Below are 21,573 nucleotides of genomic sequence, written 5' to 3' on the forward strand. Positions count from 1 at the left end.
TTATGCCGGAAAGAATTGCCAGATAATATCGGCCATTGAGTATGGAGTAATGTTCATATAATTGCTCATTTGAGCGATTCGCCATTTTTAAAGCAGACTGTTCACGTTTAGCAAAAAATGAGGAAAGAGGGCAGATCGGTGGATGATTTGCTCGGCTCAAGCTATCTTGTTAGGGAATTCATGGAAGAGTAAAGGAGCTACACGATGCAATCTGAACTGTTGAAAAAGTTGGCTATGGCCGCACTGGTAGGCACCATGGCGCTAGGCGTTGCCGCCTGTGACAGCGATGATGGGGCTGCCGAAGAAGCTGGTGAGTCCATTGACAATGCAGCGGATAACGCCGCAGAGTCTACCGACAATGCTGTAGACTCCGCCGAAGACAAGATGGACGACGCTGGCGACACCATGGGCGACAAGATGGACGACGCTGGCGACGCCACCGAAGATACGATGGATGATGCCGGTGATTCTATGGAAGACGCTGGTAAAGACATGCAGGACGAAGCCAAAGAGAATCAAAACTGATATTTTTGGCTGTACGAAGATAGGAAGTCGTAAGCCCAGCTTGGGTGGATTCATTTCCTGAAGGAGACGGTTCATCCCGGTTGGTATTCAAGGCCCGAGCCTCATGCATTGCATGAACTCGGGCCTTTTAGTATCCGCCTGAAATGTCGATGAGCGCATGCTTCACGCCTGATGTTCGCATTCTTTCCACGCAAGAGGGCGAGTCAGTGCGCTAGGCTGGCGTCGGAGCGTCAAGCCGGTGTCGACTGTGTCGTCGCGAACAGCAAACCGCCGCCCAGCAGACGCCATTGATCTTCCCAGTGCGTGGTGGGCAGGTGACGGAAGTCACTGCGCACGTACTGGCTGATTCTGCCTTCCACGAAAGCCGACAACAGATTGGCGGCCGCCGACACCGGCAACTGTGGCCGCAACCCCTCGCGGAGCTCCGCTTCGCGCAGTACCTGCTTGAGTTGCGTTTCCAGACGCTCGAACAGTTGGGACATGCGGGTCCGTAGACGTGCCGTCTCACCAGTCAGTACGTCGCCGTCCATCAACCGGCTGAGACCAGGGTTCTTTTCGGCAAACGTCAGCGCGAGCTGAACGATGGTTTCGCAGCGGGCGAGTGCCGAAGGCTCGTCATCGAGGATGCGGCGAATACGTTCGAACAGACTCGCTTCGATGAATTCGATCAGCCCCTCGAACATGCGAGCCTTGCTCGGAAAATGGCGGTAGAGAGCGGCTTCGCTGACGCCGACCTGTCGAGCCAGCGCGGCCGTGGTGATGCGTTTGCCGCTATCCTCCTCGAGCATCAGGGCCAGGGCCTGGAGAATCTGTTCGCGACGGGAGAGTGGGGGAGTTGCCTGCGTCATGACGGTTCTTATCGGTCGTTTTATTGGAGCTCCTTCCTGGAGCGGCCCGGACTGATTGTCTTGTTGCTTGGCAGCCGGGGCGGGCCTTCCGGGCCCGCGATGATCTGAATGCCTGTCTACGACGTTGTCAGCGTCGATCGCCAGTCACGTTCGATGGTCAGTCACGAGTCACGATGGTCGGTGATCTGAGTGCCGACCCCGGCATCGGTAAAGATTTCCAGGAGTGTCGAATGTACCACGCGGCCATCGACGATGACGGCGCTACCGACGCCACCCTTGACCGCATCCAACGCACAGCGAATCTTGGGCAGCATGCCGCCATAGATCGTCCCATCGGCGATCAGCGCATCGACCTGCTCGGTGGAGAGTCCGGTCATGACGTTGCCTTCGGCATCCTGCAGGCCGGCGACGTTGGTCAACAGCATCAGCTTCTCGGCCTTCAGCGCTTCGGCCACCTTGCCGGCGACCAGGTCGGCGTTGATGTTGTAGCTATGGCCTTCGCGATCGACGCCGATCGGTGCGATGACGGGAATGAAATCGCGTTCGGCGAGCATCTCGATCAGATCGGTGGAGATGTGTTCCACCTCGCCGACGTGCCCGATATCGATGATCTCGGGTTCGGTCAGGGCGGGGTTGTACTGTTCGACCTTGAGCTGACGCGCCAGAATCTGGGCGTTGTCCTTGCCGGTCAGACCGATCGCCTTGCCACCGCACTGGTTGATCTGGGTGACGATGTTCTTGTTGACCAACCCGCCGAGCACCATCTCGACCACGTCCATGGTTTCGGCGTCGGTCACGCGCATGCCGTTGACGAAGCGCGATTCGATGTTGAGCCGTGCCAGCAGCTGGCCGATTTGCGGGCCACCACCGTGGACCACCACCGGATTGATCCCGACCTCCTTCATCAACACCATGTCGCGGGCGAAGGAGTCGATCAGCTTGTCTTCGGTCATGGCGTTGCCACCGTACTTGACCACCACTGTCTTGCCGGAATAGCGCTGAATATAGGGCAGCGCTTCCGACAGGATCTCGACCACCTGACGCGGGTCGCGTGAGCTCTCGTTCATGAGGCGTTAAGTCTCCACTATCTGCGCGCCATTCGGACTTTCAGCACCGGTGGCGCATTCCCTGTTATCGAGCGTATGTGTCGTATTCTGCATGTTCAGAACGGCAGTTCCACGCCCGGCGCCACCGCCAGCAGCGCGGCGCCGAACTGTCGCTGGATGCGCGTCAGTGCCGTCTGATCCTTGCCTTCAAAGCGCAAAACCAGTGCCGGCGTGGTATTGGAGGCGCGACACAGCCCCCAGCCATCGGGGTAGTCGACGCGAATGCCATCGAGCGTCGTCTTGATGCCATCCTGACCGAAGTCGCCGGTCTCGGCCAGTCGCTCGATGATCGCGAACTTCTCCTCGTCGGTGACCGCCGCGTTCAGCTCCGGCGTACAGATATCCTGCGGGAAAGCGCTGAAAAAATGATCGGCGTCATGCGGTTGGCGCGATAGAATTTCCAGCAGCCGGGCGGCAGCATAGAGCCCGTCATCGAAGCCGTACCAGCGTTCGGCAAAAAAGATGTGACCACTCATCTCGCCACCAAGCTGGGCGCCGGTCTCCTTCATGCGTGCCTTGATCAGCGAGTGGCCGGTGCGCCACATCTCGGGCTCGCCTCCCGCGCACTCGATGATCTGGGCCAGATTGCCGGTGCACTTGATATCGAAGACGATGCGCGCGCCCGGATCACGCTGGAGCAGATCCGTGGCGAAGGCCATCAGCAGTCGGTCCGGGTAGATCATCTCTCCCTCGGGCGTGACCACACCGAGACGGTCCCCGTCGCCATCGAAAGCCACCCCGATATCGGCGCCGGTTTCCTTGACCTTGGCCATCAGGTCGACCAGATTTTCCGGCTTGCCGGGATCGGGGTGGTGATTGGGGAAATCACCGTCGATTTCGGCGAAAAGCGGAATCGTCTCCACGCCCAGCGCCTCGATCAGCCTCGGCCCCAGTTCCCCGGCGACACCGTTGCCGCAGTCGACGACTGCCTTGAGCGGGCGCCCGCGTTGATCTTGATCGAGCGAGACATCGCCCAGGATGCGTTGGAGATAGGCCTCGCTGACATCGAGCGGTGTCAGGGTACCGTTGCCTTTGCTGAGGTCGCCGCTGCGGATGCGCTCGAACAGGCCGGTAATCGCGTCGCCCGAAATCGCGACACCGTCGAGCACGATCTTGAAGCCGTTGTAATCCGGCGGGTTGTGGCTGCCGGTTACCATCACGCCGCTGCGACTCTCATCGAGGGTGGCAGTCGCGAAGTAGAGCACCGGCGTGGGTACGCGACCGATATCGATTACGTCGCGGCCGGAGGCCCTCAGGCCGCGGACCAATGCCGCCTGCAGGCGAGGGCCGGAGCGGCGGCCATCGCGAGCGACGATCACGCACTGCTGGCCGCGGGCAGCAGCTTCGCTGCCCACTGCGCGGCCGATCCACTCTACCGTCTCTTCGGTCAACGCCTCATCGACGATGCCGCGAATATCGTAGGCCCGGAAGATCGAGGCGGGCACGTTGGCCTCGGACGAGTCATTCATCGTCGTTTCCTTGCATCGTCATTGTCCGGCGTCATCGCGCGCCGGCGTCGGCGGTCACGTCCAGCGCTCGAGCTCGAGGTCCACCGAGGTCTGTCCGTCGGTAATCAACCACTGACCTTCCATCAGGGTGGCACCCAGGCTCAGGTTGCGGTCGACGAGGGCGGTCAGCGCCGCCAGCGGTTCAGTCGGTAGGTTCCAGACCTCGACCCGCGGTAGCGCCCGGATATCGTTCTCCAGTTTTTTCCACCACTGCGCCGCACTGCGGGGCGCATAGGGATAGACCAGTACGCGTTCGGCTCGGGAAAGCCCCTGCTTGATACGCTTCAGCGACGGTTCACCCAATTCTATCCACAGCAGGATGCGGCCATCCGGCGCCTTGAGCCACAGATCCGGCTCGTCGTCGCTGCTCAGCCCGCGGGTCATGGCGAGTTCATCGTCGCCGCTGGTGAGGTGCGCGTTGGCGATGAACGCCAGCAGACGCACCATCAACCGGGTCGACGTCTCGGAAGGGTGGCAGGCCACGGTCAGCGCGTGATCGCCATAGTAATGACGATCCAGATCGCTGACGTTGAGTTTCGCTTTATAGATGGTTGCGCTTAGCGCCACGCGACATTTCCTTGCAGAGAGATCGCCCGTGACAGGCGAGAGGCGTCCGGCGATTATCGTCGAACCGTCATGGTCTATCCGTCACTGTCGCCCGCTCATTGTCGACCAGAGTGGCCGAAACCACCGGCGGCGCGGTCGGTGGCGACAAAATCCTCGACGATCTCGAGTTCGGCCTGGACCACCGGCACCAGCACGTATTGTGCCAGGCGTTCGCCGGGTTCGAGCATGAACGTCTCGCGGCCCCGGTTCCACACCGAGATCATCAGCTCCCCCTGGTAGTCGGAATCGATCAGGCCGACCAGGTTGCCCAGCACGATACCGTGCTTGTGACCGAGACCGGAGCGCGGCAGCACCACGCCGGCCAGGCCCGGATCACCGATATGAATGGCGAGGCCGGTGCGCACCAGGGCGCTGTCACCGGGAGCCAGCGTCAACGCTTCATCGAGCAGCGCGCGTAGGTCCATGCCGGCACTGCCGACGGTGGCGTAGTGCGGCAGCGGGTAGTCGTGGACACGCTCATCGAGAATCTTGACCGAAAGCTTGGGTTTGACCGCCGATGGAGAAGATGACGCGACGGACGGGTTACTGAATGACATGGAAAAATATTCCTGAAAGCGAATGACATTGAAAGGCAAGCAAGCGATCTAGCTTAGCACTGCGTGGCATGGGTCGGGCGCGACTAGGGCAGGCGGTCGACGATGTGATCGACGATGACGGCAGCCAGTGTCGCTTTGGCTTGAACCGGAAGTTCGCGACGTGTCGTCTGATCGTGCTGTTTCCACAGTAGCGTGACGGCGTTGTCGTCACTGCCGAAACCGACACCTTCACGGGAGACATCGTTGGCGACGATCAGGTCCAGGCGCTTGCGTTCGAGCTTGCTGCCGGCATGCGTCTCGAGATCCTGCGTCTCGGCGGCAAAGCCGACCGTGAACGGGCGGTCCGGACGCGCCGCGACCGTGGCAACGATATCCGGATTGCGCACCAGCTCGAGCGTCAGGCCGGCGTCGTCATCCGTTTTCTTCATTTTGTGCTCGCCAACCGATGCGGCACGGTAGTCCGCCACGGCAGCACAGCCGATGAACAGATCGCAAGGCAATTGGGATTCGACGGCGGCCAGCATTTCCGAGGCCGACGTCACATCGATTCGATTGACGCCGGGCGGCGTCGATAGCGTGACGGGGCCGCTCACCAAGCTGACGCTGGCACCGCGCTGGGCGCAGGCCGCGGCCAAGGCGTAGCCCATCTTGCCGGAGCTGTGATTGGAGAGATAGCGTACCGGGTCCAGCGCTTCGCGGGTCGGTCCGGCGGTAATGACCACGCGCTTGCCGTCCAGATCCTGATGCACGGGCATCATTTCGGATGACTCGCCGCGGGGGCGTTCGCGCTCGGCCAGCAGTTGGGTGAGAATCGTCTCCGGCTCGAGCATGCGGCCTAGACCGACGTCGCCACAGGCTTGATCGCCGGCGTCGGGACCCAACAGTGCCCAGCCCAGCTCACGCAGCCGATCGGCGTTGGCCAGCGTCGCCGGGTGGCGCCACATTGCCTGGTTCATCGCCGGTGCCATCAGACAGTGCGCCTCGGTGGCGAGACACAGCGTAGTCAACAGATCGTCGGCGTGGCCGTGGGCCAGTCGTGCCATCAGATCGGCGGTGGCCGGCGCGATCAGGATAATATCCGACCACTTGGCCAGCTCGATATGGCCCATGCCGGCCTCGGCCTCGGGATCCAGCAGCGAGGTGCGCACCGGCTCGCCGGTCAGCGCCTGCAGGGTCAGCGGGGTAATGAACGCCTGGGCGCCCTCGGTCATGACGACGCGCACCTCGGCACCCGTCTTTTTCAGCAGACGAGCGAGATGCGCGCTCTTGTAGGCGGCGATGCCGGCGCTGATGCCGAGCAGAATTCGGGTTCCGGCCAGCCCCGGGGCAAGCGGTAGCGACATGGTAGGCGTCCTGGAAATGCAGACGCTCACCTTACCACCGGCGCCGGGGATTTGCGTAGCGTGGCAGTGCGCCGAAAAGCCGGGCTGGAATCTAATCCCGCGGCAGCAGACGCTGGACGGCGAGCTCGACGCCACGCAGCTCGGCGAGCCCCTTGAGTCGACCGATCAACGGGTACCCGGGGCGGCTGTCGCGAGTCAGGTCGTCGAGCAGATGATGACCGTGATCCGGGCGCATCGGCAGTCGGTTGCCGTCTTCACGCTGGCGTCGGCGCTGTTCCTGAACCAGAGCGCCAATCACCCCGACCATATCGACGTCGCCATCCAGATGGTCGGCCTCGTGGAAACTGAGCGGGTTGGACTCACGCTGGGTGGCGCGCAGATGCACAAAATGAATATGCGGCGCGAAGCGCTTGGCCATGGCGACCAGGTCGTTGTCCTCGCGTACGCCGTAGGAGCCGGTGCAGAAGGTCAGGCCGTTGGCTGGGCTGGGTGCGCTATCGAGTACGTACTGGGCATCTTCGGCGGTCGAGACCACGCGCGGCAGCCCCAGCAGTTCCCGGGGCGGGTCGTCCGGGTGAATCGCCAGGCGCACGCCCGCTTCCTCCGCCGTGGGCACGATGGCGCGCAGGAACGTGGTCAGATTGGCGCGCAGCCGTTCGGCATCGATCTCGCGGTAGGCGTCGAGCGCCTGGCGGAAATCTTCCAGCGTGTAGTGCTCTTCGGTGCCGGGCAGCCCGGCGATGACGGTGTCGACTAGCTGCGTTCGTGCCGCCGCGTCGAGTGTCTCCAGATAAGCGCTGGCCGCTTCCCGCTCGGTCTCGCTGTAATCGGTTGCTGCCCCTTCGCGCTCGAGCAGAAACAGATCGAAGGCGGCGAAGGCGGTCTGGTCGAAGCGCAGCGCGGTGCCGCCGTTGGGTAGCGGCCAGGCCAGATCGGTGCGAGTCCAGTCGAGGATCGGCATGAAGTTGTAGCAGACCACATCGATACCGCACTGGCCCAGATTGGCGAGCGTCTGGCGGTAGTTGTCGATGTAGCCCTGGGCTTCAGGCAGGCCCTGTTTGATCGCCTCGTGAATCGGCACGCTTTCGACCACCGACCAGGTCAGACCGGCGGATTCGATCAGGCGTTTGCGCTCGGCGATCGCCTCGACCGGCCAGATGTCACCGTTGGGAATCTCGTGCAGGGCAGTGACGATGCCGGTGGCGCCGGCTTGGCGGATGTCATCGAGGGTGATGGGATCGGCCGGACCGAACCAGCGCCAGGTGTGTTCCATGATCAAGCATCCCGATCAGAAAAGTTGAGTGTCAGAGCGGTGGTAATTGTGGCTTCCACGCCATCGCGTTCCAGTCGCGTCAGCGCGTCGACGACTTGTTGGGCGAACTGCCGATCATCGCGTAGTGCCGCGGGAAAAACGGCATCAAGCCCGAGAAAGGCGTCGACCAGTGCGGGGCGGTCGCAGGCATGGCGACGATGCAGCGTGGCAAACGTCTCGGCCATGGGATCGTCGACCGGGTGCAGTCGGCCGGACAGATTGCTACCCGCGGTATAGCGAATCCAGCCGGCCACGCCCAAGGCAGTGACGCTGACCTCGTCGCCGGCGGTCATCCGTTCGACACCGCCTGCCAGCCAGCGCTGGGGCAGCTTCTGCGAGCCGTCCATGGCGATCTGCTGCAGTCGGTGCTGGAGGCTATCGTTGCCGAAGCGCGCCAGCAGGCTCCCGGTGTAGACGTCGGCATCGGTGCCATCCGGCAGCGAAAGCGTAGGGATCGCTTCCCGCTGCCAGTAGTGCTGAAGAAGCTGGCGAAAAGCGGGGCGAGCGACGGCGGCATCGACCGTGTCGATACCGGCCAGGGCGCCGAGATAGGCCAGCAGCGAGTGGGCGCCGTTGAGCAGACGCAGCTTCATGGTTTCGAACGGCGCGACGTCGGCGACCATCTCGACGCCGTCGGCTTCCCAATCCGGCCGGCCCAGCGGGAAACGATCCTCGACCACCCACTGGCTGAAAGTTTCACAGACCACCGCGGCCGGGTCTTCCACACCCAGCGCCGCCAGGCGTTGGCGGTCGGCATCGGTCATGGCCGGCACGATGCGATCGACCATGCTCGAGGGGAAGGCAACCTCCGCCTCTATCCACTCGGCCAGCTCGGTATCGCGGTGACGCGCCAGCGAAATGACGGCGCGACGCGTGCGCTGACCGTTATGGGGCATATTGTCGCAACAGAGCACGGTGAATGGCGCGATGCCTGCCGAGCGGCGTCGCGCCAGTGCTTCCACCAGTATGCCCGGCGCGGTGTCCGGTAATTCCGGATGAGCGATATCGTGGGCGATCGGTGCAGCGTCGTGCAGCAGTTCACCGCTGCCAGGGTTCAGGAAATAACCTTTTTCGGTCACGGTGAGGGTGACGATGCGGACGCCGGGATCGCTCATGCGGGCCAGAAGCGCCTCGCGATCCGGCCCGTCCGACCCGGCATAGAGGGCTTCGCGAATGGCGCTGATCTCGCGCAGGGTGACGTGTTCGCTGTCACTGAACTCGACGACGTGATAGCGCAGATCCTGCTTGCGCAGTTGATCGACCAGCATGTGATTGGAGCGAATGTTGGCGCTGCAGATGCCCCATTCGTTCCCCTGCCCGGTGCGAGTGCGATTGATGCCTCGCTGCACGTAGACCGCCTGGTGGGCACGATGAAAGGCGCCGAGCCCGAGGTGGACGATGCCGTTTTTGACCGGCGTGGTCTGGCTGGGTTCACGCTCGATATGGATGTCGTTTGGAGCCATTGCGCTATTTCCCCATCAGCAGGTTGGGCAGCCACAGCGACAGTGCCGGCACGAAGGACACCAACATCAGCACGATCAGGTTGCAGATCAGGAACGGGATGATGGCTTTGGCGACCCGAAGCATGGGTAGCTTGCCGATACTCGAGACCACGAACAGGCAGACACCCACCGGCGGTGTGGTCAGGCCAATCATCAGGTTGAGTACCGCCATCACGCCGAAGTGGATCGGATCCATGCCGATGCCGGTGGCCACGCCCAGCAGCGCCGGGAACAGGATGATCAACGCAGCGATCGTCTCCATGAAAGCGCCGACGAACAGCAGGATCAGATTGAGGATCAGAATGACCACGATCGGATTGGTGCTGATGCCGAGAATCGCATCGGCCAGCATCTGCGGAATCTGCTGGCTGGTCAGGATCCAGCCGAACAGGTTGGCCAGCCCGACCAATAGCATCAGCGATGCCGAGGTGATGACGGTATCGGACAGGATGCCACCCAGGTTTCGCCAGTTGATCCCCTTGTAGATGAAGGTGCCGACCAGCAAGGCGTAGAGACTGGCGACGATAGAAGCCTCGGTCGGCGTGAACAGGCCGCCGATGATGCCGTAGAGAATGATGAAGGTCATCAGCAGCGCCCAGAATGCGCTACGGCCTTCCTTGATCAGCTCTCTGAGCGTAGCGCGCTTCTCCTTCGGATAGCCTCGCCGCACGGCCAGCCAGTAGGCGGTTATCATCATTGCCACGCCCAGCAGCAGGCCGGGCAGAGCGCCGGCCAGAAACATTCGACCCACGGAAATGCCCGAAAGCGAGCCGACGATGATCATCGGGACGCTGGGTGGAATGATCGGGCCTATGGTCGAGGAGGCAGCGGTCACGGCGGCGGCAAACGGCTTGTCGTAGCCGGCTTTTGCCATCCCGGGGATCATCACCGAGCCGATGCTGGCGGCGTCCGCCACGGCGGTGCCGGAGATACCGCTGAATATCATCGAGCCGCCGACGTTGGCCAGCCCCAGCCCGCCGCGGATATGCCCGACCAGGGCATTGGAGAAGCGCACGATGTGCTGGGTGATGTTGCCCACGTTCATCAGATTGCCGGCCATCACGAAGCCGGGAATGCACAGCAGCACGAAGGAGTCGATGCCGGAGAACATTCGCTGCGGCACGATGGTCAACGAGATTCCGCCGAGCATCAGATAGGCCAGTGACGACACGCCGAGACAGAAGGCGATCGGCAGGCCGATCAACAGCAGTACCAGAAAGGTGACGAAGAGAACGGCGATTTCCATCAGAGCGCCTCCTGGCGGGTGGTGTCGGCGCGCTCGCCACGAATCATGGCGATGATCCCCTCGGCCAGCCCGATCAGGCTGTACAGCAACAGCGACCCGAACAGCACCACCGAAGAGAGGAAGATGTAGAGCATGGGAATGCGCAGCGTCGGCGATGTCTGGAACGCGCCGATCTGGGCGAATTGCCAGGCGTTAGGCAGCACCAGGATCGTGAAAATGAAGGTGATCGCCGAGATCAGTACCAGATAGCCCGCTCGACCACGGAAACCGAGCCAACCATGAAACAGCTCGACGTTGACGTGCCGGTTACGGTGCTGCACCACGCCAGCGCCTAGCGCCACCATGTAAATGAAGAGATAGCGTGTGAGCTCTTCGGTCCACGAGAGCGTGATGGGCAGAAACAATCGCGAGGCGACCTGCAGCAGCACGGTCAGTGACAGCCCTATCAGGGCGATCACGGCCAACCACAGCAGAATGCGATCCAGCCCGTCAGCCAGGCGGCCGATGGGGCCGCCCAGGCGCGGAACACGGTTCAGGATCTCCAGGCTTTCCTGGATATCCTGCTGTTGAGTGTCCGTTTCTTGTTCCGACATGGCGATCTCCGAACGGGAAATGAGAAAGCCGGAAGCGTCTTGCCCCCGGCGTACGGCGGTCAGAGACCCTGAATCTCGTCGTAGAGCTTGCGCTGATCATCGTCGAGCGAGTCGAGAACTGCCGGACGCGCTTTCTTGGCGAACGCTTCCTGATCGACGTCGACGAACTGCATGCCCTTGTCCTTGAGTGCCTGTTCGAGACGCTTCTGGTCATCGACGAACAGACCTTCCTCGTAGGACTGCATCTCGCTGGCCGCGTCGCGCACCACGCTCTGCAGATCGTCCGGCATCGATTCTAGTTTCTGCTTACCGATTACCACGTAGATCCAGCTGCGCACGTGATCGGTCATGTCCACGTACTGCTGGACTTCATTGAAGCTGGCGCTCTCGATCAGGCTGAGCGGATTTTCCTGAGCTTCGATGGTGTTCTGCTGCAGCGAGGTAAACACTTCGCTGAAAGCCATCGGGGTCGGGCGGGCGCCCAGCGCTTCCCAGGTATCGACGAACAGCGGCACGTTGGGCACGCGAATGCGCAGACCATCGAGATCGTCCGGCGTCTTGATCGGACGATTGGAGGTCAGCTCTCGCGGGCCACGCTCGAACCAGGCGATCGGCACCAGGCCGGTGCGCTCGGTGATCTGCTGTTCGATCTGCTCGCCGACGTCGCCTTCCACGGCCTTGCGCATGTGGTCCGCGTCACGGAACAGATAGGGCACTGCCATCATCGCGGCATTGGGTGCCCAGTTCTGCAGGCTCTCGCCGGTGATGGTCATGTCGGCGGTCCCCAACTGGATGCTGTTGATCACATCCATCTCGCTGCCGAGCTGCTCGTTGGGAAAGACCTGGACCTCGATTTGGCCATCGGAGTTGGCTTCCACCAGCTCCTTGAACTTCAGCGCGGCCTTGTTCCATATGTTCTGCTCATTGGCCAGATGGCCGAATTTCAGGGTGTAGTCCGCGGCCATTACTGCCTGGCTTCCCAGCAGCGTGGCCCCTAGGGCGGCGCCGGCGAGCATGTGTTTGAGTGTGGTGGTCGTCAACATGGCGTGAGTCTCCTGTCGCGTGGGATACGCGTCGGTTTTGTTGTCCAAGTCAGTCCCGCTTCCGGTTTTTCCAGAATCAGGGACGGGCTTCACGGGGCGTTCAAGATGAAATCTTTACCAGCACCTTGCGCGCCTGTTCCGGGTGGTTCTCGAGCAGATCGATGGCGCCGGGCATTTCGGCCAGAGCGATGCGATGGCTGATCAGCGCCTTGGGATCGAGACGACCGGCGGCGATGTGTTCGATCACCTCCGGGAATTTGCGATTGTTCAGACGCGAGCCGACCAGCGTCAGCTCCTTCTTGATCACTTCCAGTTGAATCAGATCGCTGGGGGTGGGGCTGAAACCGAGTAGTCCGATGCGCCCGGCGGGGCAGGCCATCCGCAGCATGGCTGGCAGCATCGCCGGTATGCAGGCGGCATCGGCGATCAGCGGGATGCCTTCACCATCGGTTGCGTTCAGCACGGCCTGCTCGAGATCCTCGCTGCGGCCATTGATGGTGTGGCCGGCGCCCAGTTCGCGGGCCGAGGCCAGACGTTCATCGAGGATATCAGTGACGGTGATCTCTTCGAGACCGATGGCGCGCGCCATCTGCAGCAAGGTCAGGCCGATGACGCCGGCGCCGATGATCAGCAGACGATCGCCGGGCTGAGGTCCCATCCGCGACAGCACGTTGGCGGCGATGGAGTAGGGCTCGACCAGCGCGGCGGCATCGAGATCGAGATCGTCGGGAAGTCGATGTGCGTTGCTCGCCGGCACGTTGACCTGCTCGGCGAAACCGCCGTTGCGGTGTACGCCGATCACCTGCATTGCGCTGCAGACGTTGGGACGACCGATGCGGCACGGGTAGCACCGGCCGCAGCTGACGACCGGGTCGATACACACGCGCTCGCCGACGCGAGCGGGGTCGACACCGTCGCTCACGGCGCTGATCACGCCGGCGAACTCGTGACCGGTGATGCGCGGAAACCGGACGAAGGCATTGTCGCCGTGGATGATGTGCATGTCCGAGCCGCAAATGCCGGCGTAGGCCACATCGATCACGACTTCACCCGGCGCCGCCTGAGGCTCGGGCTGGTCGCCGACGGCGAACGCATGAGGGGCGCTGACTTCAAAGGCTTGCATCGATGACTCTCCCGAAATTATCGCAATCGCCGTATGGCTGGATCACCAGTGCGGTCGTCTACCAATGCCACAGCGTGCCGTCATCGAGCCGGTTGACCGGCAGGCTGGCGCGCTTGAACGGATAGCGAGCGGCGGCTTCCTCATCGATATCGACGCCGTGTCCCGGCGATTCGCCAACCAGGAAATGGCCATCCTCGAAGCGATAGTCATGGGGGAAGACGCTGTCGGTCAGCTCATCGTGCGGCATGTGCTCCTGAATGCCGAAGTTGGGCACCCACGTATCGAAGTGGATTGCGGCGCCAAGACATACCGGCGACAGGTCGGTGGGGCCATGGAAGCCGGTGCGCACGTGATAGAGCGAGGCCAGATCGGCGATCCGACGCAGTTGTGTGATGCCGCCGCCGTGGGTCAGCGGCGTACGGATGTAGTCGATCCACTGGTTCTGGATCATCTCGCGGCAGTCGTGGATCGAGTTGAACACTTCGCCGATGGCGAGCGGCGTGGTGGTGTGCTCGCGAATCAGACGCAGGCTTTCCTGGTTCTCGGCGGGGACGCAGTCCTCCAGCCAGAACAGGTGGTAAGGCTCCACCGCCTTGCCCAGACGCGCCGCTTCGATCGGTGTCAGACGGTGGTGGACGTCGTGCAGCAGGTGCAGATCGTGACCGAAGCGCTCGCGCACCGCGGCGAACAGCTGCGGCGCGTGGTTGAGGTACTTTTCCGTGCTCCAGACGTGCTCGGCGGGAAGCTCGGAGTCCGCCGGCTCATAGCGCTCGCCTTCACGTTTGGCGACGCCGTAGATCGTTTTGATACCCGGGACGCCAGCCTGCACGCGAACCGCCTTGTAGCCGAGTTCGACGTGCCGGGCGACTTCCTCCAGACAGCTGTCGATATCCTTGCCGGTGCAGTGGGCGTAGGTCATCACACGCTCACGGCTCTTGCCGCCCAAAAGCTGATAGAGCGGCATGTTGGCGGCCTTGGCCTTGATGTCCCACAGGGCCATGTCGACGGCGCCGATCGCACTCATGGTGACCGGGCCGCGACGCCAGTAAGCGCCGCGATAGAGATACTGCCAGGTGTCCTCGATGCGGCTGGCATCGCGACCGATCAGCGCCGGCGCGACATGCTCTTCAAGATAGGCGGCCACGGCCATTTCGCGGCCATTGAGCGTGGCGTCGCCGATGCCGTAGGTACCGGATTCGGTGATCAGTTTGAGCGTGACGAAGTTGCGTCCGGGGCTTGTGACGATGACGCGGGCGTCGATGATTTTCATGGACTCTCCGGCTTGAGGAAAAGGCGGTTTCAGTGGTTGTCGAACAGATCGGGAAAACGTTCGATCAGTCGCGGCAGCGAAATGAGCAGCTCGCGCAGATGCGTCTGCACGGCATGTTCGGCAGCGCTCGGATCGCGATTCTTGATGGCTTCGACGATGCGGGCGTGCTGCTCGACCAGGGTTTCCAGCGGGGTGCCATCGGGTACGCTGATGTAACGCACGCGATCGAAATGCGCCTTGACCTCTTCAGTAAATCGCCAGGCCGATTCATGACCGGCTTCTCGGGACAGCGTCTGGTGGAACTCCTCGTCGAGGACATAGAAGCGGTCGTAATCCCCCCCGCCGATCGTCCTGCGCTGGCGCTCGACCAGTTCGAAGAGATCGTCGAGCCCGCGTGACGACAGACCTTCTTCCGCTGCGGACTTGGCTACCGCCACCTCGATCGCCTCGCGCACGAAGCGCGCGCTGTAGACCGCCTGGGGTGAAATCTTGACCACGAAGGTGCCGCGCTGAGGGCGGACTTCGACCAGCCCTGCCTCAGAAAGTCGGATGAAAGCCTCGCGGACGGGCTGACGACTCACATCGAAGGTGTCGGCGATCTCTTTCTCCGACAGGGCCTGCCCCGGGGCCAGCACCAGCCGAATGATGGCGTGGCGCAGCACGTCATAGAGACGCTGGCGCACATGGCCGGCATCCGAGGTGGTCCAGAGGCTTTGTAGGGTGGTCGTGGTCACTAGGGCTCCAGAATTCTTGTCTGACCGGCTCGCTTTATGGTCTTGTCTGACTAGTATGGTAGTGATTTGCCGGAAATTGGCGATTCAACTTTGGGGGTAGATGCGTGCCATCCCCGAAAACCGTTCACAGGTTTTGAGAGACGCGGCCGATGTCCTGAGTCAGGGGTTCAAGACACGACGGGTGAACGGGAGGGGCATGGGAATACGCGATTGGCCGGAGGGAGAGCGGCCGCGGGAAAAGCTGATGACGCTGGGGTCCTCGGCGCTGTCGGATGCCGAGCTGCTGGCGATCTTTCTGCGCGTCGGCGTCAAGGGGCGCTCGGCAGTGGATCTGGCGCGGGACCTGCTGAGCGCTTTCGGCGGACTGCGCCCGCTGCTGGAGGCAGATCGGCGACGATTCTGCGCCGAGCACGGACTGGGGGAGGCGACCTACGTTCAGCTGCAGGCGACGCTCGAGCTATCGCGCCGCCATCTGGGCAGCCTGCTCGAGCGTGACGCGGCGCTGACGTCGCCTGCGTTGGTGCGGCAGTTCTTGAGCGCTCAGATGCGTCACCTCGATCACGAAGCGTTCGCGGCCCTGTTTCTGGACACTCAGCATCGCGTGATCCGATTCGAGATCCTGTCCGAAGGCACGTTGGACAGCGCTTCCGTCTACCCGCGCGAGGTCGCTCGGAGAGCATTGGCGCGCAATGCCGGCGCCGTCATCTTCGCGCACAATCACCCCTCCGGCGTCGCCGAGCCGAGCGATGCCGACCGACGAATCACCGAACGCCTGCGCGAGGCGCTGGCCCTGTTCGACATCCGCGTGCTCGATCATTTCGTGATCGGTGACGGCGAAGTGATCTCTTTCGCCGAACGCGGGTGGTTGTAGAGCGTTGGTCGTGGAGCTCTGGTCTTGTAGAGCGGTTCTCGAACGTTGGCTGTACACGGTGGTTACAGGGCGTTGGCTGCATCATATAGAGAGGCAGGAGAACCATTTCGAGATGGGGATGGGAACGCGTGTCGGTTTCGGGTAACATACCGCGCCATGTTCTCGGGTGGTTTCTCGAGGGGGCTATCGGTAACGATTGCCCCGCGTCTTGCTCGCACGGCACGGATGATTGCTTCAGTGCCTTGTGGCTCGACTTGTTGCGAAAATCAGGGCGCTCTGGTATAAAGTACGCCCTTTGAATCAGGGCATACGGCGAGAGCTCGTCATTTCGTGCGTCTTCCGAGGTGGCTGGGGTAGTCCCGAAAGGGGTATTCCGAAACAGATGCCCGAGATAAACCGAACAACCCAACCCGCCAGTGGTCGGAGGCTTCCATGTCCCAAGTTTGTCAGGTTACCGGTAAGCGTCCGGTGACTGGTAATAACGTCTCGCACTCACAGCGCAAGACACGTCGTCGTTTCGTCCCGAACCTGCACACGCATCGTTTCTGGGTCGAATCCGAGAAGCGTTTCGTCAAGCTGCGTCTGTCTTCCAAAGGCATGCGCATTATTGACAAGAAGGGCATCGAAGCGGTGCTCGTCGATATCCGCAAGCGTGCCGCTAGCCTTTAAGGAGTCGAGACATGCGTGACAAGATCAAGTTGGTGTCCAGTGCCGGTACCGGCCACTTCTACACCACGGCAAAGAACAAGCGTAACACCCCGGACAAGCTCGAATTCAAGAAGTACGATCCGGTCGTTCGCAAGCACGTCATGTACAAGGAAGCCAAGATCAAGTGATCTAGCTTTCCGACAGCGCTGAGTCGGCGCTGGAATGACAGTACGGAAAACCCGGTCCTCGACCGGGTTTTCTCGTTTGTGATGGCTGAAACGCGAGAATTCGAGCATGCCCGAGCTTCCCGAAGTCGAAACAACTCGTCGCGGTATTGCGCCCTACGTCGAGGGTCGGGAGATCGTCGAGGTCATCGTGCGCCATCGCAGCTTGCGCACACCGGTGCCGAGCGATCTGGAATCGGCGCTGATCGGCGGGCAGTTCGGCGAGCTGGAACGCCGCGCCAAGTATCTGCTACTGCCGTTGGCCGAGCGCACCTTGCTGTGGCATCTGGGCATGTCCGGCAGCTTGCGGATCGCCCGCGTCGGCGATCCACCCAAGAAGCACGATCATGTCGATCTCGTGTTCGAGGACGGGGCCATCCTGCGCTACCACGATCCGCGGCGTTTCGGGTTCGTCGATTGGCTGCGGGGCAGCGCCGACCTGGATACCCGGTTGTCGCGGCTGGGGCCGGAACCCCTGTCGCCCGGCTTCGACGGTCAGCGGCTCTATCGGCTCTCCCGGGGTCGGCGTGCCGCGGTAAAGACCTTCATCATGGACAATGTCGTGGTGGTCGGCGTGGGCAATATCTACGCCACCGAAGCGCTGTTCATGGCAGGCATCGATCCGCGCCGGGCAGCAGGGCGTGTCTCGCTCGAGCGCTTCGATCGCCTCGCCGAGGCGATCAAGACCGTGCTGGCGGCGGCGATTACCCAAGGCGGAACCACGCTGCGGGACTTCGTCAGCGGTACCGGCGAGCCGGGATATTTTGCCCAGCGGCTCAACGTCTATGGCCGTGCCGGCGAGCCGTGCCGTCACTGCGGGCTGGAACTGCGCCATATCGTGCTGGGGCAGCGCGCCACGGTCTACTGCACCCTCTGTCAGACCTGAGCGGTGATTATCTGATCTTCTTGCTCGACGTCGTTCGTCGAATCGCGATCGGCTTGAGATGGGTTCGAAATTCATCCGATTTTGTCCTTGCGGGTTGGTGCCAGCTGCATGCGGGTTAGAATGCGCCAAGATTTCTATTCAAAGATGCCTGTTCGAAACGTTGCTTCCCTATTCTTTTCCTGATCTCTCTTGCCGATGGAGCCCCTGCACATGGAGTCAACCGTGACCCAGACCCTGCGCCTCAAGAAGAACGCCGATCGACGTCTGAAGGCGGGCCATCTATGGCTCTACTCCAACGAGATCGATATCCAGGCGACCCCGCTCAAGGATCTCGAGCCGGGCGCGCAGGTGATCATCGAAGCCGCCAACGGCAAGGCGATGGGCGTTGCCTACGTTAATCCGAACTCGCTGATCTGCGCTCGTGTGGTCTCCCGCGATGCCGATGTCCGACTCGACCGCTCGCTACTGGTGCATCGCTTCAATCAGGCACTGGCGCTGCGAGATCGCTTGTTCGCCAAGCCGTTCTATCGGCTGATCCATGGCGAGGGCGATCTGCTGCCGGGCCTGATCATCGATCGATTCGACGACGTGCTCGTGGTCCAGCTCAATACGCTCGGCATGGAAATGGTGCGCGACGAGGTGATCTCGGCGTTGGACAAGGTGTTGTCGCCCCGCGCCATCGTGTTCAAGAACGATTCCAGCGGCCGTCGTCTGGAAAAGCTCGATTCCGAAGTGGCGGTGGTCCATGGCGAGCTGCCGGACGAGGTGCTGCTGGAAGAGAACGGCGTGCGTTTCGTGGCGCCGGTGCTGGATGGTCAGAAGACCGGCTGGTTCTATGACCACCGCGCCAACCGCGCCTGGCTCAACGGCCTGGTCGCCGGCAAGCGCGTGCTGGATCTGTTCAGCTATGTGGGTGGCTGGGGTGTGCAGGCCGCGGCACACGGTGCCAGTGAAGTGCTTTGCGTCGACGCCTCCGAGTCGGCACTGGATCGCGTCGCCGAGAACGCCGCGCTCAACGGTGTCCACGAGCAGGTCGCCGTGGGTCATGGCGATGTCTTCGAAGCCATGACCGCGTTGCGTGCCGAGGGTGAGCGTTTCGATGTGGTGGTACTCGATCCGCCGGCCTTCATCAAGAAGCGCAAGGACCTTACCAACGGCGAGCGCGCCTACGCCCGACTCAATCGCGAAGCGATGCGCCTGCTGAGCCGCGATGGCCTGCTGATGTCGGCCTCCTGCTCCATGCATCTTTACGAAGAGCGGCTGGTCGAGTGCGTACGGGGTGCGGTTCGTCACCAAGATCGCCACGGCCAGATTCTCTATCGTGGCGGCCAGTCCGGCGATCACCCGATTCATCCGGCCATTCCGGAAACGGCCTATCTGAAAGCGCTCGGCGTGCGGGTCTTTCACAATTGATTGACGCCACTGACGGGGATCGCTGACATGTCTGCCGGCCAGGTTTGCGTGTTTCGTCATCCCAATGTCTTGTTGGTCAGTCATGTTCGTAACGTGATCGAGAATGCTGGCCTCTCGGCCACGTTGTGCAACATGACGCTGGCTGGTGGCGCGGGAGAGCTGCCACCCGATCAGTGCGAGGCGGAAGTCTGGGTGGCTGCGGAGGACCAAGCTCCGGCGAGCCAGCTGGTGCGGGATGCGCTCGACGGCCCTGCCGTGAGCGCGCCGGCATGGCGCTGCGCAGGCTGCGGCGAACGGCTGGACGGCGTGTTCGATCGCTGCTGGCAGTGCGGGCAGATGCGACCGGAGGACGCTGGCGATTAAGCCCGGGTCGTCGCGCTCAGGCGATCCCGATCCGCCCGATCCCCTCAGGAGGCTGTCATGGACTGGGATCTACCTACCTCTTTCGTGATCGACATCCAGGTCGAGGCATCGAGCATCGATCATTACGCTCACGTCAACAACGCGGAATACCTACGCTGGGTCGAGCGTGCCAGCTGGGCCCACTCCCGCCATCTCGGGCTGAGCCTCGACGATTACCGAGCGCTCGATCGCGGCATGGTCGTCCATCGCCATGAACTGGATTACCTGGCGCCCGCTTTCGAAGGCGATCACCTCCAGCTTGCGACGTGGATCATCGCCTGTGACGGTCGCCTGACGCTGGAGCGCCGGTTCCAGCTATGCGACGTTGGAACTCGACGTACTCTGCTTCGTGCACACACGCGTTTCGCCTGTATCGAACTCTCCAGCGGTCGGCCGAAACGAATGCCGTCTCGATTCATCGAGGTCTACGGCGATGCGGTGATTGCCGATTAGCGAATATTCCTGTCTTTTTCTTTAAATCCGGATATTCCTTTGAAGAGCGGGGTGCATTCGGGTGTTGTTCGTCTTTTGTTTGTGTCTATCCCGTCTTTATTGCTGCTGTGCTGTAATTCTCTCGATCCTTCAATGACAACCAGCGATCGAGGAAATCATCATGCATATCGGCGTGCCCAAGGAAATCAAGAACCATGAATACCGCGTCGCTCTGACACCGGGCGGCGTGCGCGAACTGGTGGCGCGAGGTCACCGCGTTTCGGTGCAGGTCGAGGCGGGCACCGGATCCGGCTATGCGGACGATGTCTATCAGGAAGCGGGCGCCGAGATGATGAGCGACGTCGATGCGCTATGGGCAGTCACCGACCTGATTCTCAAGGTCAAGGAGCCTCAGGCGGAAGAAGTCGCCCGGCTGCGCCCGGAGCAGACACTGTTCACCTATCTTCATCTGGCCGCTGAAGAGCCGCTGACGCGAGGGCTGATCGAGAGTGGCGCGACTTGCATAGCCTACGAAACCATTACCGATGCGCTAGGCGGCTTGCCGCTGCTGGCGCCGATGAGTCGCGTCGCCGGGCGCATGGCCGTCCAGGCCGGGGCTCACAGTCTGGAAAAGGCGCAGGGTGGTGCCGGTATTCTGCTACCGGGCGTGCCCGGTGTGGCGCCGGCCAAGGTAACCGTCATTGGCGGTGGCGTGGTCGGCGAGAACGCTGCGCGCATGGCGCTGGGCCTAGGCGCCGAAGTGACGATCCTCGACAAGTCCTTGCCGCGTCTCGAGGTGCTTGATCATCGCTACCAGGGCCAGATCCGTACGGTCTATTCGACCACCGAGACCCTGGAAACGGCCGTGCGCGAGTCGGACATGATCATCGGCGCGGTGCTGGTGCCCGGCGCGGCAGCCCCCAAGCTGATCAGCCGCGCCATGCTCGCCGACATGAAGCCGGGCAGCGTGCTGGTGGATGTGGCGATCGATCAGGGCGGCTGTTTCGAGACCAGCAAGCCGACCACCCATTCCGATCCCAGTTACGTGGTCGACGGTATCGTTCACTACTGCGTCGCCAATATGCCCGGCGCGGTGGCCCGCACCTCGACCCAGGCTCTGACCAACGCGACGCTGCCGTTCGTGATCGCACTCGCCGACAAGGGCTGGAAGCAGGCGCTGGCCGACGACGCGCACTTCCTGGGTGGCCTCAACGTTCACGCCGGCCAGGTGACCTATGCCGCCGTGGGCGAGGCATTCGGGCTGGATGTGGTGTCTACCGAGCAGATTCTGAAAGCCTGAGGCCGAGCGTTCTACCAAAGTGAGGTGTTCGCTATAGGGAAGGTGGCACGGTAAACTGCCCTCACTGCCACTTTCCCCTTT

The 21,573-nt window shown here is 62.2% G+C and carries 23 protein-coding genes; 9 read left to right on the forward strand and 14 right to left on the reverse strand.

What is annotated here, in order from left to right; genetic code table 11:
- The first annotated feature begins 204 nt into the window (after positions 1-204).
- On the forward strand, positions 205-525 hold the full coding sequence (locus DOM27_RS05985; protein ID WP_110655172.1) for a hypothetical protein: 321 nt from the start codon (positions 205-207) through the stop codon (positions 523-525).
- A gap of 230 nt (positions 526-755) precedes the next feature.
- Here DOM27_RS05985 and slmA read toward each other — a convergent pair whose 3' ends face one another.
- From slmA to DOM27_RS06055, 14 genes are all read right to left on the reverse strand, one after another.
- The gene (slmA, locus tag DOM27_RS05990) at positions 756-1,373 is read right to left on the reverse strand and encodes a nucleoid occlusion factor SlmA (RefSeq protein ID WP_110655173.1); all 618 of its coding nucleotides are present in this window, start codon (positions 1,371-1,373) and stop codon (positions 756-758) included.
- Positions 1,374-1,534: 161 nt separating this feature from the next.
- Entirely contained in the window at positions 1,535-2,440 is a 906-nt protein-coding gene (gene argB, locus DOM27_RS05995) for an acetylglutamate kinase (RefSeq protein ID WP_110655174.1), read from the reverse strand.
- A gap of 95 nt (positions 2,441-2,535) precedes the next feature.
- A complete protein-coding gene (locus DOM27_RS06000; RefSeq protein ID WP_110655175.1) occupies positions 2,536-3,948 on the reverse strand; it encodes a phosphomannomutase/phosphoglucomutase in 1,413 nt (470 codons plus the stop codon).
- Between the two features lie 54 nt (positions 3,949-4,002).
- Positions 4,003-4,554, reverse strand: coding sequence for a YaeQ family protein (locus DOM27_RS06005; protein ID WP_110655176.1), 552 nt, complete (start codon positions 4,552-4,554; stop codon positions 4,003-4,005).
- Between the two features lie 95 nt (positions 4,555-4,649).
- A complete protein-coding gene (gene dut / locus DOM27_RS06010; protein ID WP_110655177.1) occupies positions 4,650-5,150 on the reverse strand; it encodes a dUTP diphosphatase in 501 nt (166 codons plus the stop codon).
- 83 nt (positions 5,151-5,233) lie between these two features.
- A complete protein-coding gene (gene coaBC, locus DOM27_RS06015) occupies positions 5,234-6,493 on the reverse strand; it encodes a bifunctional phosphopantothenoylcysteine decarboxylase/phosphopantothenate--cysteine ligase CoaBC (protein WP_110655178.1) in 1,260 nt (419 codons plus the stop codon).
- Positions 6,494-6,584: 91 nt separating this feature from the next.
- Positions 6,585-7,766, reverse strand: coding sequence for a mannonate dehydratase (uxuA, locus tag DOM27_RS06020; RefSeq protein ID WP_110655179.1), 1,182 nt, complete (start codon positions 7,764-7,766; stop codon positions 6,585-6,587).
- Positions 7,767-7,768: 2 nt separating this feature from the next.
- A complete protein-coding gene (locus tag DOM27_RS06025) occupies positions 7,769-9,268 on the reverse strand; it encodes a mannitol dehydrogenase family protein (protein WP_110655180.1) in 1,500 nt (499 codons plus the stop codon).
- A gap of 4 nt (positions 9,269-9,272) precedes the next feature.
- Positions 9,273-10,553: a TRAP transporter large permease gene (locus DOM27_RS06030; protein WP_110655181.1), complete on the reverse strand. Its 1,281-nt coding sequence runs from the start codon at positions 10,551-10,553 to the stop codon at positions 9,273-9,275.
- Positions 10,553-11,146 (reverse strand): TRAP transporter small permease, encoded by a 594-nt coding sequence (locus DOM27_RS06035; protein ID WP_110655182.1) that lies wholly within the window; start codon positions 11,144-11,146, stop codon positions 10,553-10,555. The genes DOM27_RS06030 and DOM27_RS06035 overlap by 1 nt, the downstream gene beginning before the upstream one ends.
- Before the next feature lie 59 nt (positions 11,147-11,205).
- A complete protein-coding gene (locus tag DOM27_RS06040) occupies positions 11,206-12,189 on the reverse strand; it encodes a TRAP transporter substrate-binding protein (RefSeq protein WP_110655183.1) in 984 nt (327 codons plus the stop codon).
- A 100-nt stretch (positions 12,190-12,289) separates the two neighbouring features.
- Positions 12,290-13,312, reverse strand: a complete 1,023-nt coding sequence (locus DOM27_RS06045) for a Zn-dependent oxidoreductase (RefSeq protein WP_110655184.1) — start codon at positions 13,310-13,312, stop codon at positions 12,290-12,292.
- Positions 13,313-13,370: 58 nt separating this feature from the next.
- Positions 13,371-14,582: a D-mannonate dehydratase ManD gene (gene manD, locus DOM27_RS06050; RefSeq protein WP_110655185.1), complete on the reverse strand. Its 1,212-nt coding sequence runs from the start codon at positions 14,580-14,582 to the stop codon at positions 13,371-13,373.
- Between the two features lie 29 nt (positions 14,583-14,611).
- The gene (locus DOM27_RS06055; protein WP_110655186.1) at positions 14,612-15,316 is read right to left on the reverse strand and encodes a GntR family transcriptional regulator; all 705 of its coding nucleotides are present in this window, start codon (positions 15,314-15,316) and stop codon (positions 14,612-14,614) included.
- A gap of 196 nt (positions 15,317-15,512) precedes the next feature.
- Between DOM27_RS06055 and radC the strand changes: the two genes are divergently transcribed.
- The 8 genes from radC (at position 15,513) to ald (ending at position 21,492) form a co-directional block, all read left to right on the forward strand.
- On the forward strand, positions 15,513-16,187 hold the full coding sequence (radC, locus tag DOM27_RS06060) for a RadC family protein (RefSeq protein WP_110655187.1): 675 nt from the start codon (positions 15,513-15,515) through the stop codon (positions 16,185-16,187).
- Between the two features lie 432 nt (positions 16,188-16,619).
- The gene (gene rpmB / locus DOM27_RS06065) at positions 16,620-16,856 is read left to right on the forward strand and encodes a 50S ribosomal protein L28 (protein ID WP_075563219.1); all 237 of its coding nucleotides are present in this window, start codon (positions 16,620-16,622) and stop codon (positions 16,854-16,856) included.
- Positions 16,857-16,867: 11 nt separating this feature from the next.
- Positions 16,868-17,023, forward strand: a complete 156-nt coding sequence (gene rpmG, locus DOM27_RS06070; protein ID WP_031384643.1) for a 50S ribosomal protein L33 — start codon at positions 16,868-16,870, stop codon at positions 17,021-17,023.
- A gap of 106 nt (positions 17,024-17,129) precedes the next feature.
- Positions 17,130-17,945, forward strand: coding sequence for a bifunctional DNA-formamidopyrimidine glycosylase/DNA-(apurinic or apyrimidinic site) lyase (mutM, locus tag DOM27_RS06075; protein ID WP_110655188.1), 816 nt, complete (start codon positions 17,130-17,132; stop codon positions 17,943-17,945).
- A 222-nt stretch (positions 17,946-18,167) separates the two neighbouring features.
- Positions 18,168-19,358, forward strand: coding sequence for a class I SAM-dependent rRNA methyltransferase (locus tag DOM27_RS06080; protein ID WP_110656352.1), 1,191 nt, complete (start codon positions 18,168-18,170; stop codon positions 19,356-19,358).
- 27 nt (positions 19,359-19,385) lie between these two features.
- The gene (locus DOM27_RS06085; RefSeq protein ID WP_110655189.1) at positions 19,386-19,721 is read left to right on the forward strand and encodes a putative signal transducing protein; all 336 of its coding nucleotides are present in this window, start codon (positions 19,386-19,388) and stop codon (positions 19,719-19,721) included.
- 57 nt (positions 19,722-19,778) lie between these two features.
- On the forward strand, positions 19,779-20,213 hold the full coding sequence (locus DOM27_RS06090) for an acyl-CoA thioesterase (RefSeq protein WP_110655190.1): 435 nt from the start codon (positions 19,779-19,781) through the stop codon (positions 20,211-20,213).
- Positions 20,214-20,373: 160 nt separating this feature from the next.
- Positions 20,374-21,492 carry an alanine dehydrogenase gene (ald, locus tag DOM27_RS06095; RefSeq protein WP_110655191.1) on the forward strand — a complete coding sequence of 373 codons (1,119 nt, stop codon included), beginning with the start codon at positions 20,374-20,376 and terminating at the stop codon, positions 21,490-21,492.
- Positions 21,493-21,573: the final 81 nt, after the last annotated feature.

This window comes from Salinicola halimionae (assembly GCF_003206065.1).
GTDB lineage: Bacteria > Pseudomonadota > Gammaproteobacteria > Pseudomonadales > Halomonadaceae > Salinicola > Salinicola halimionae.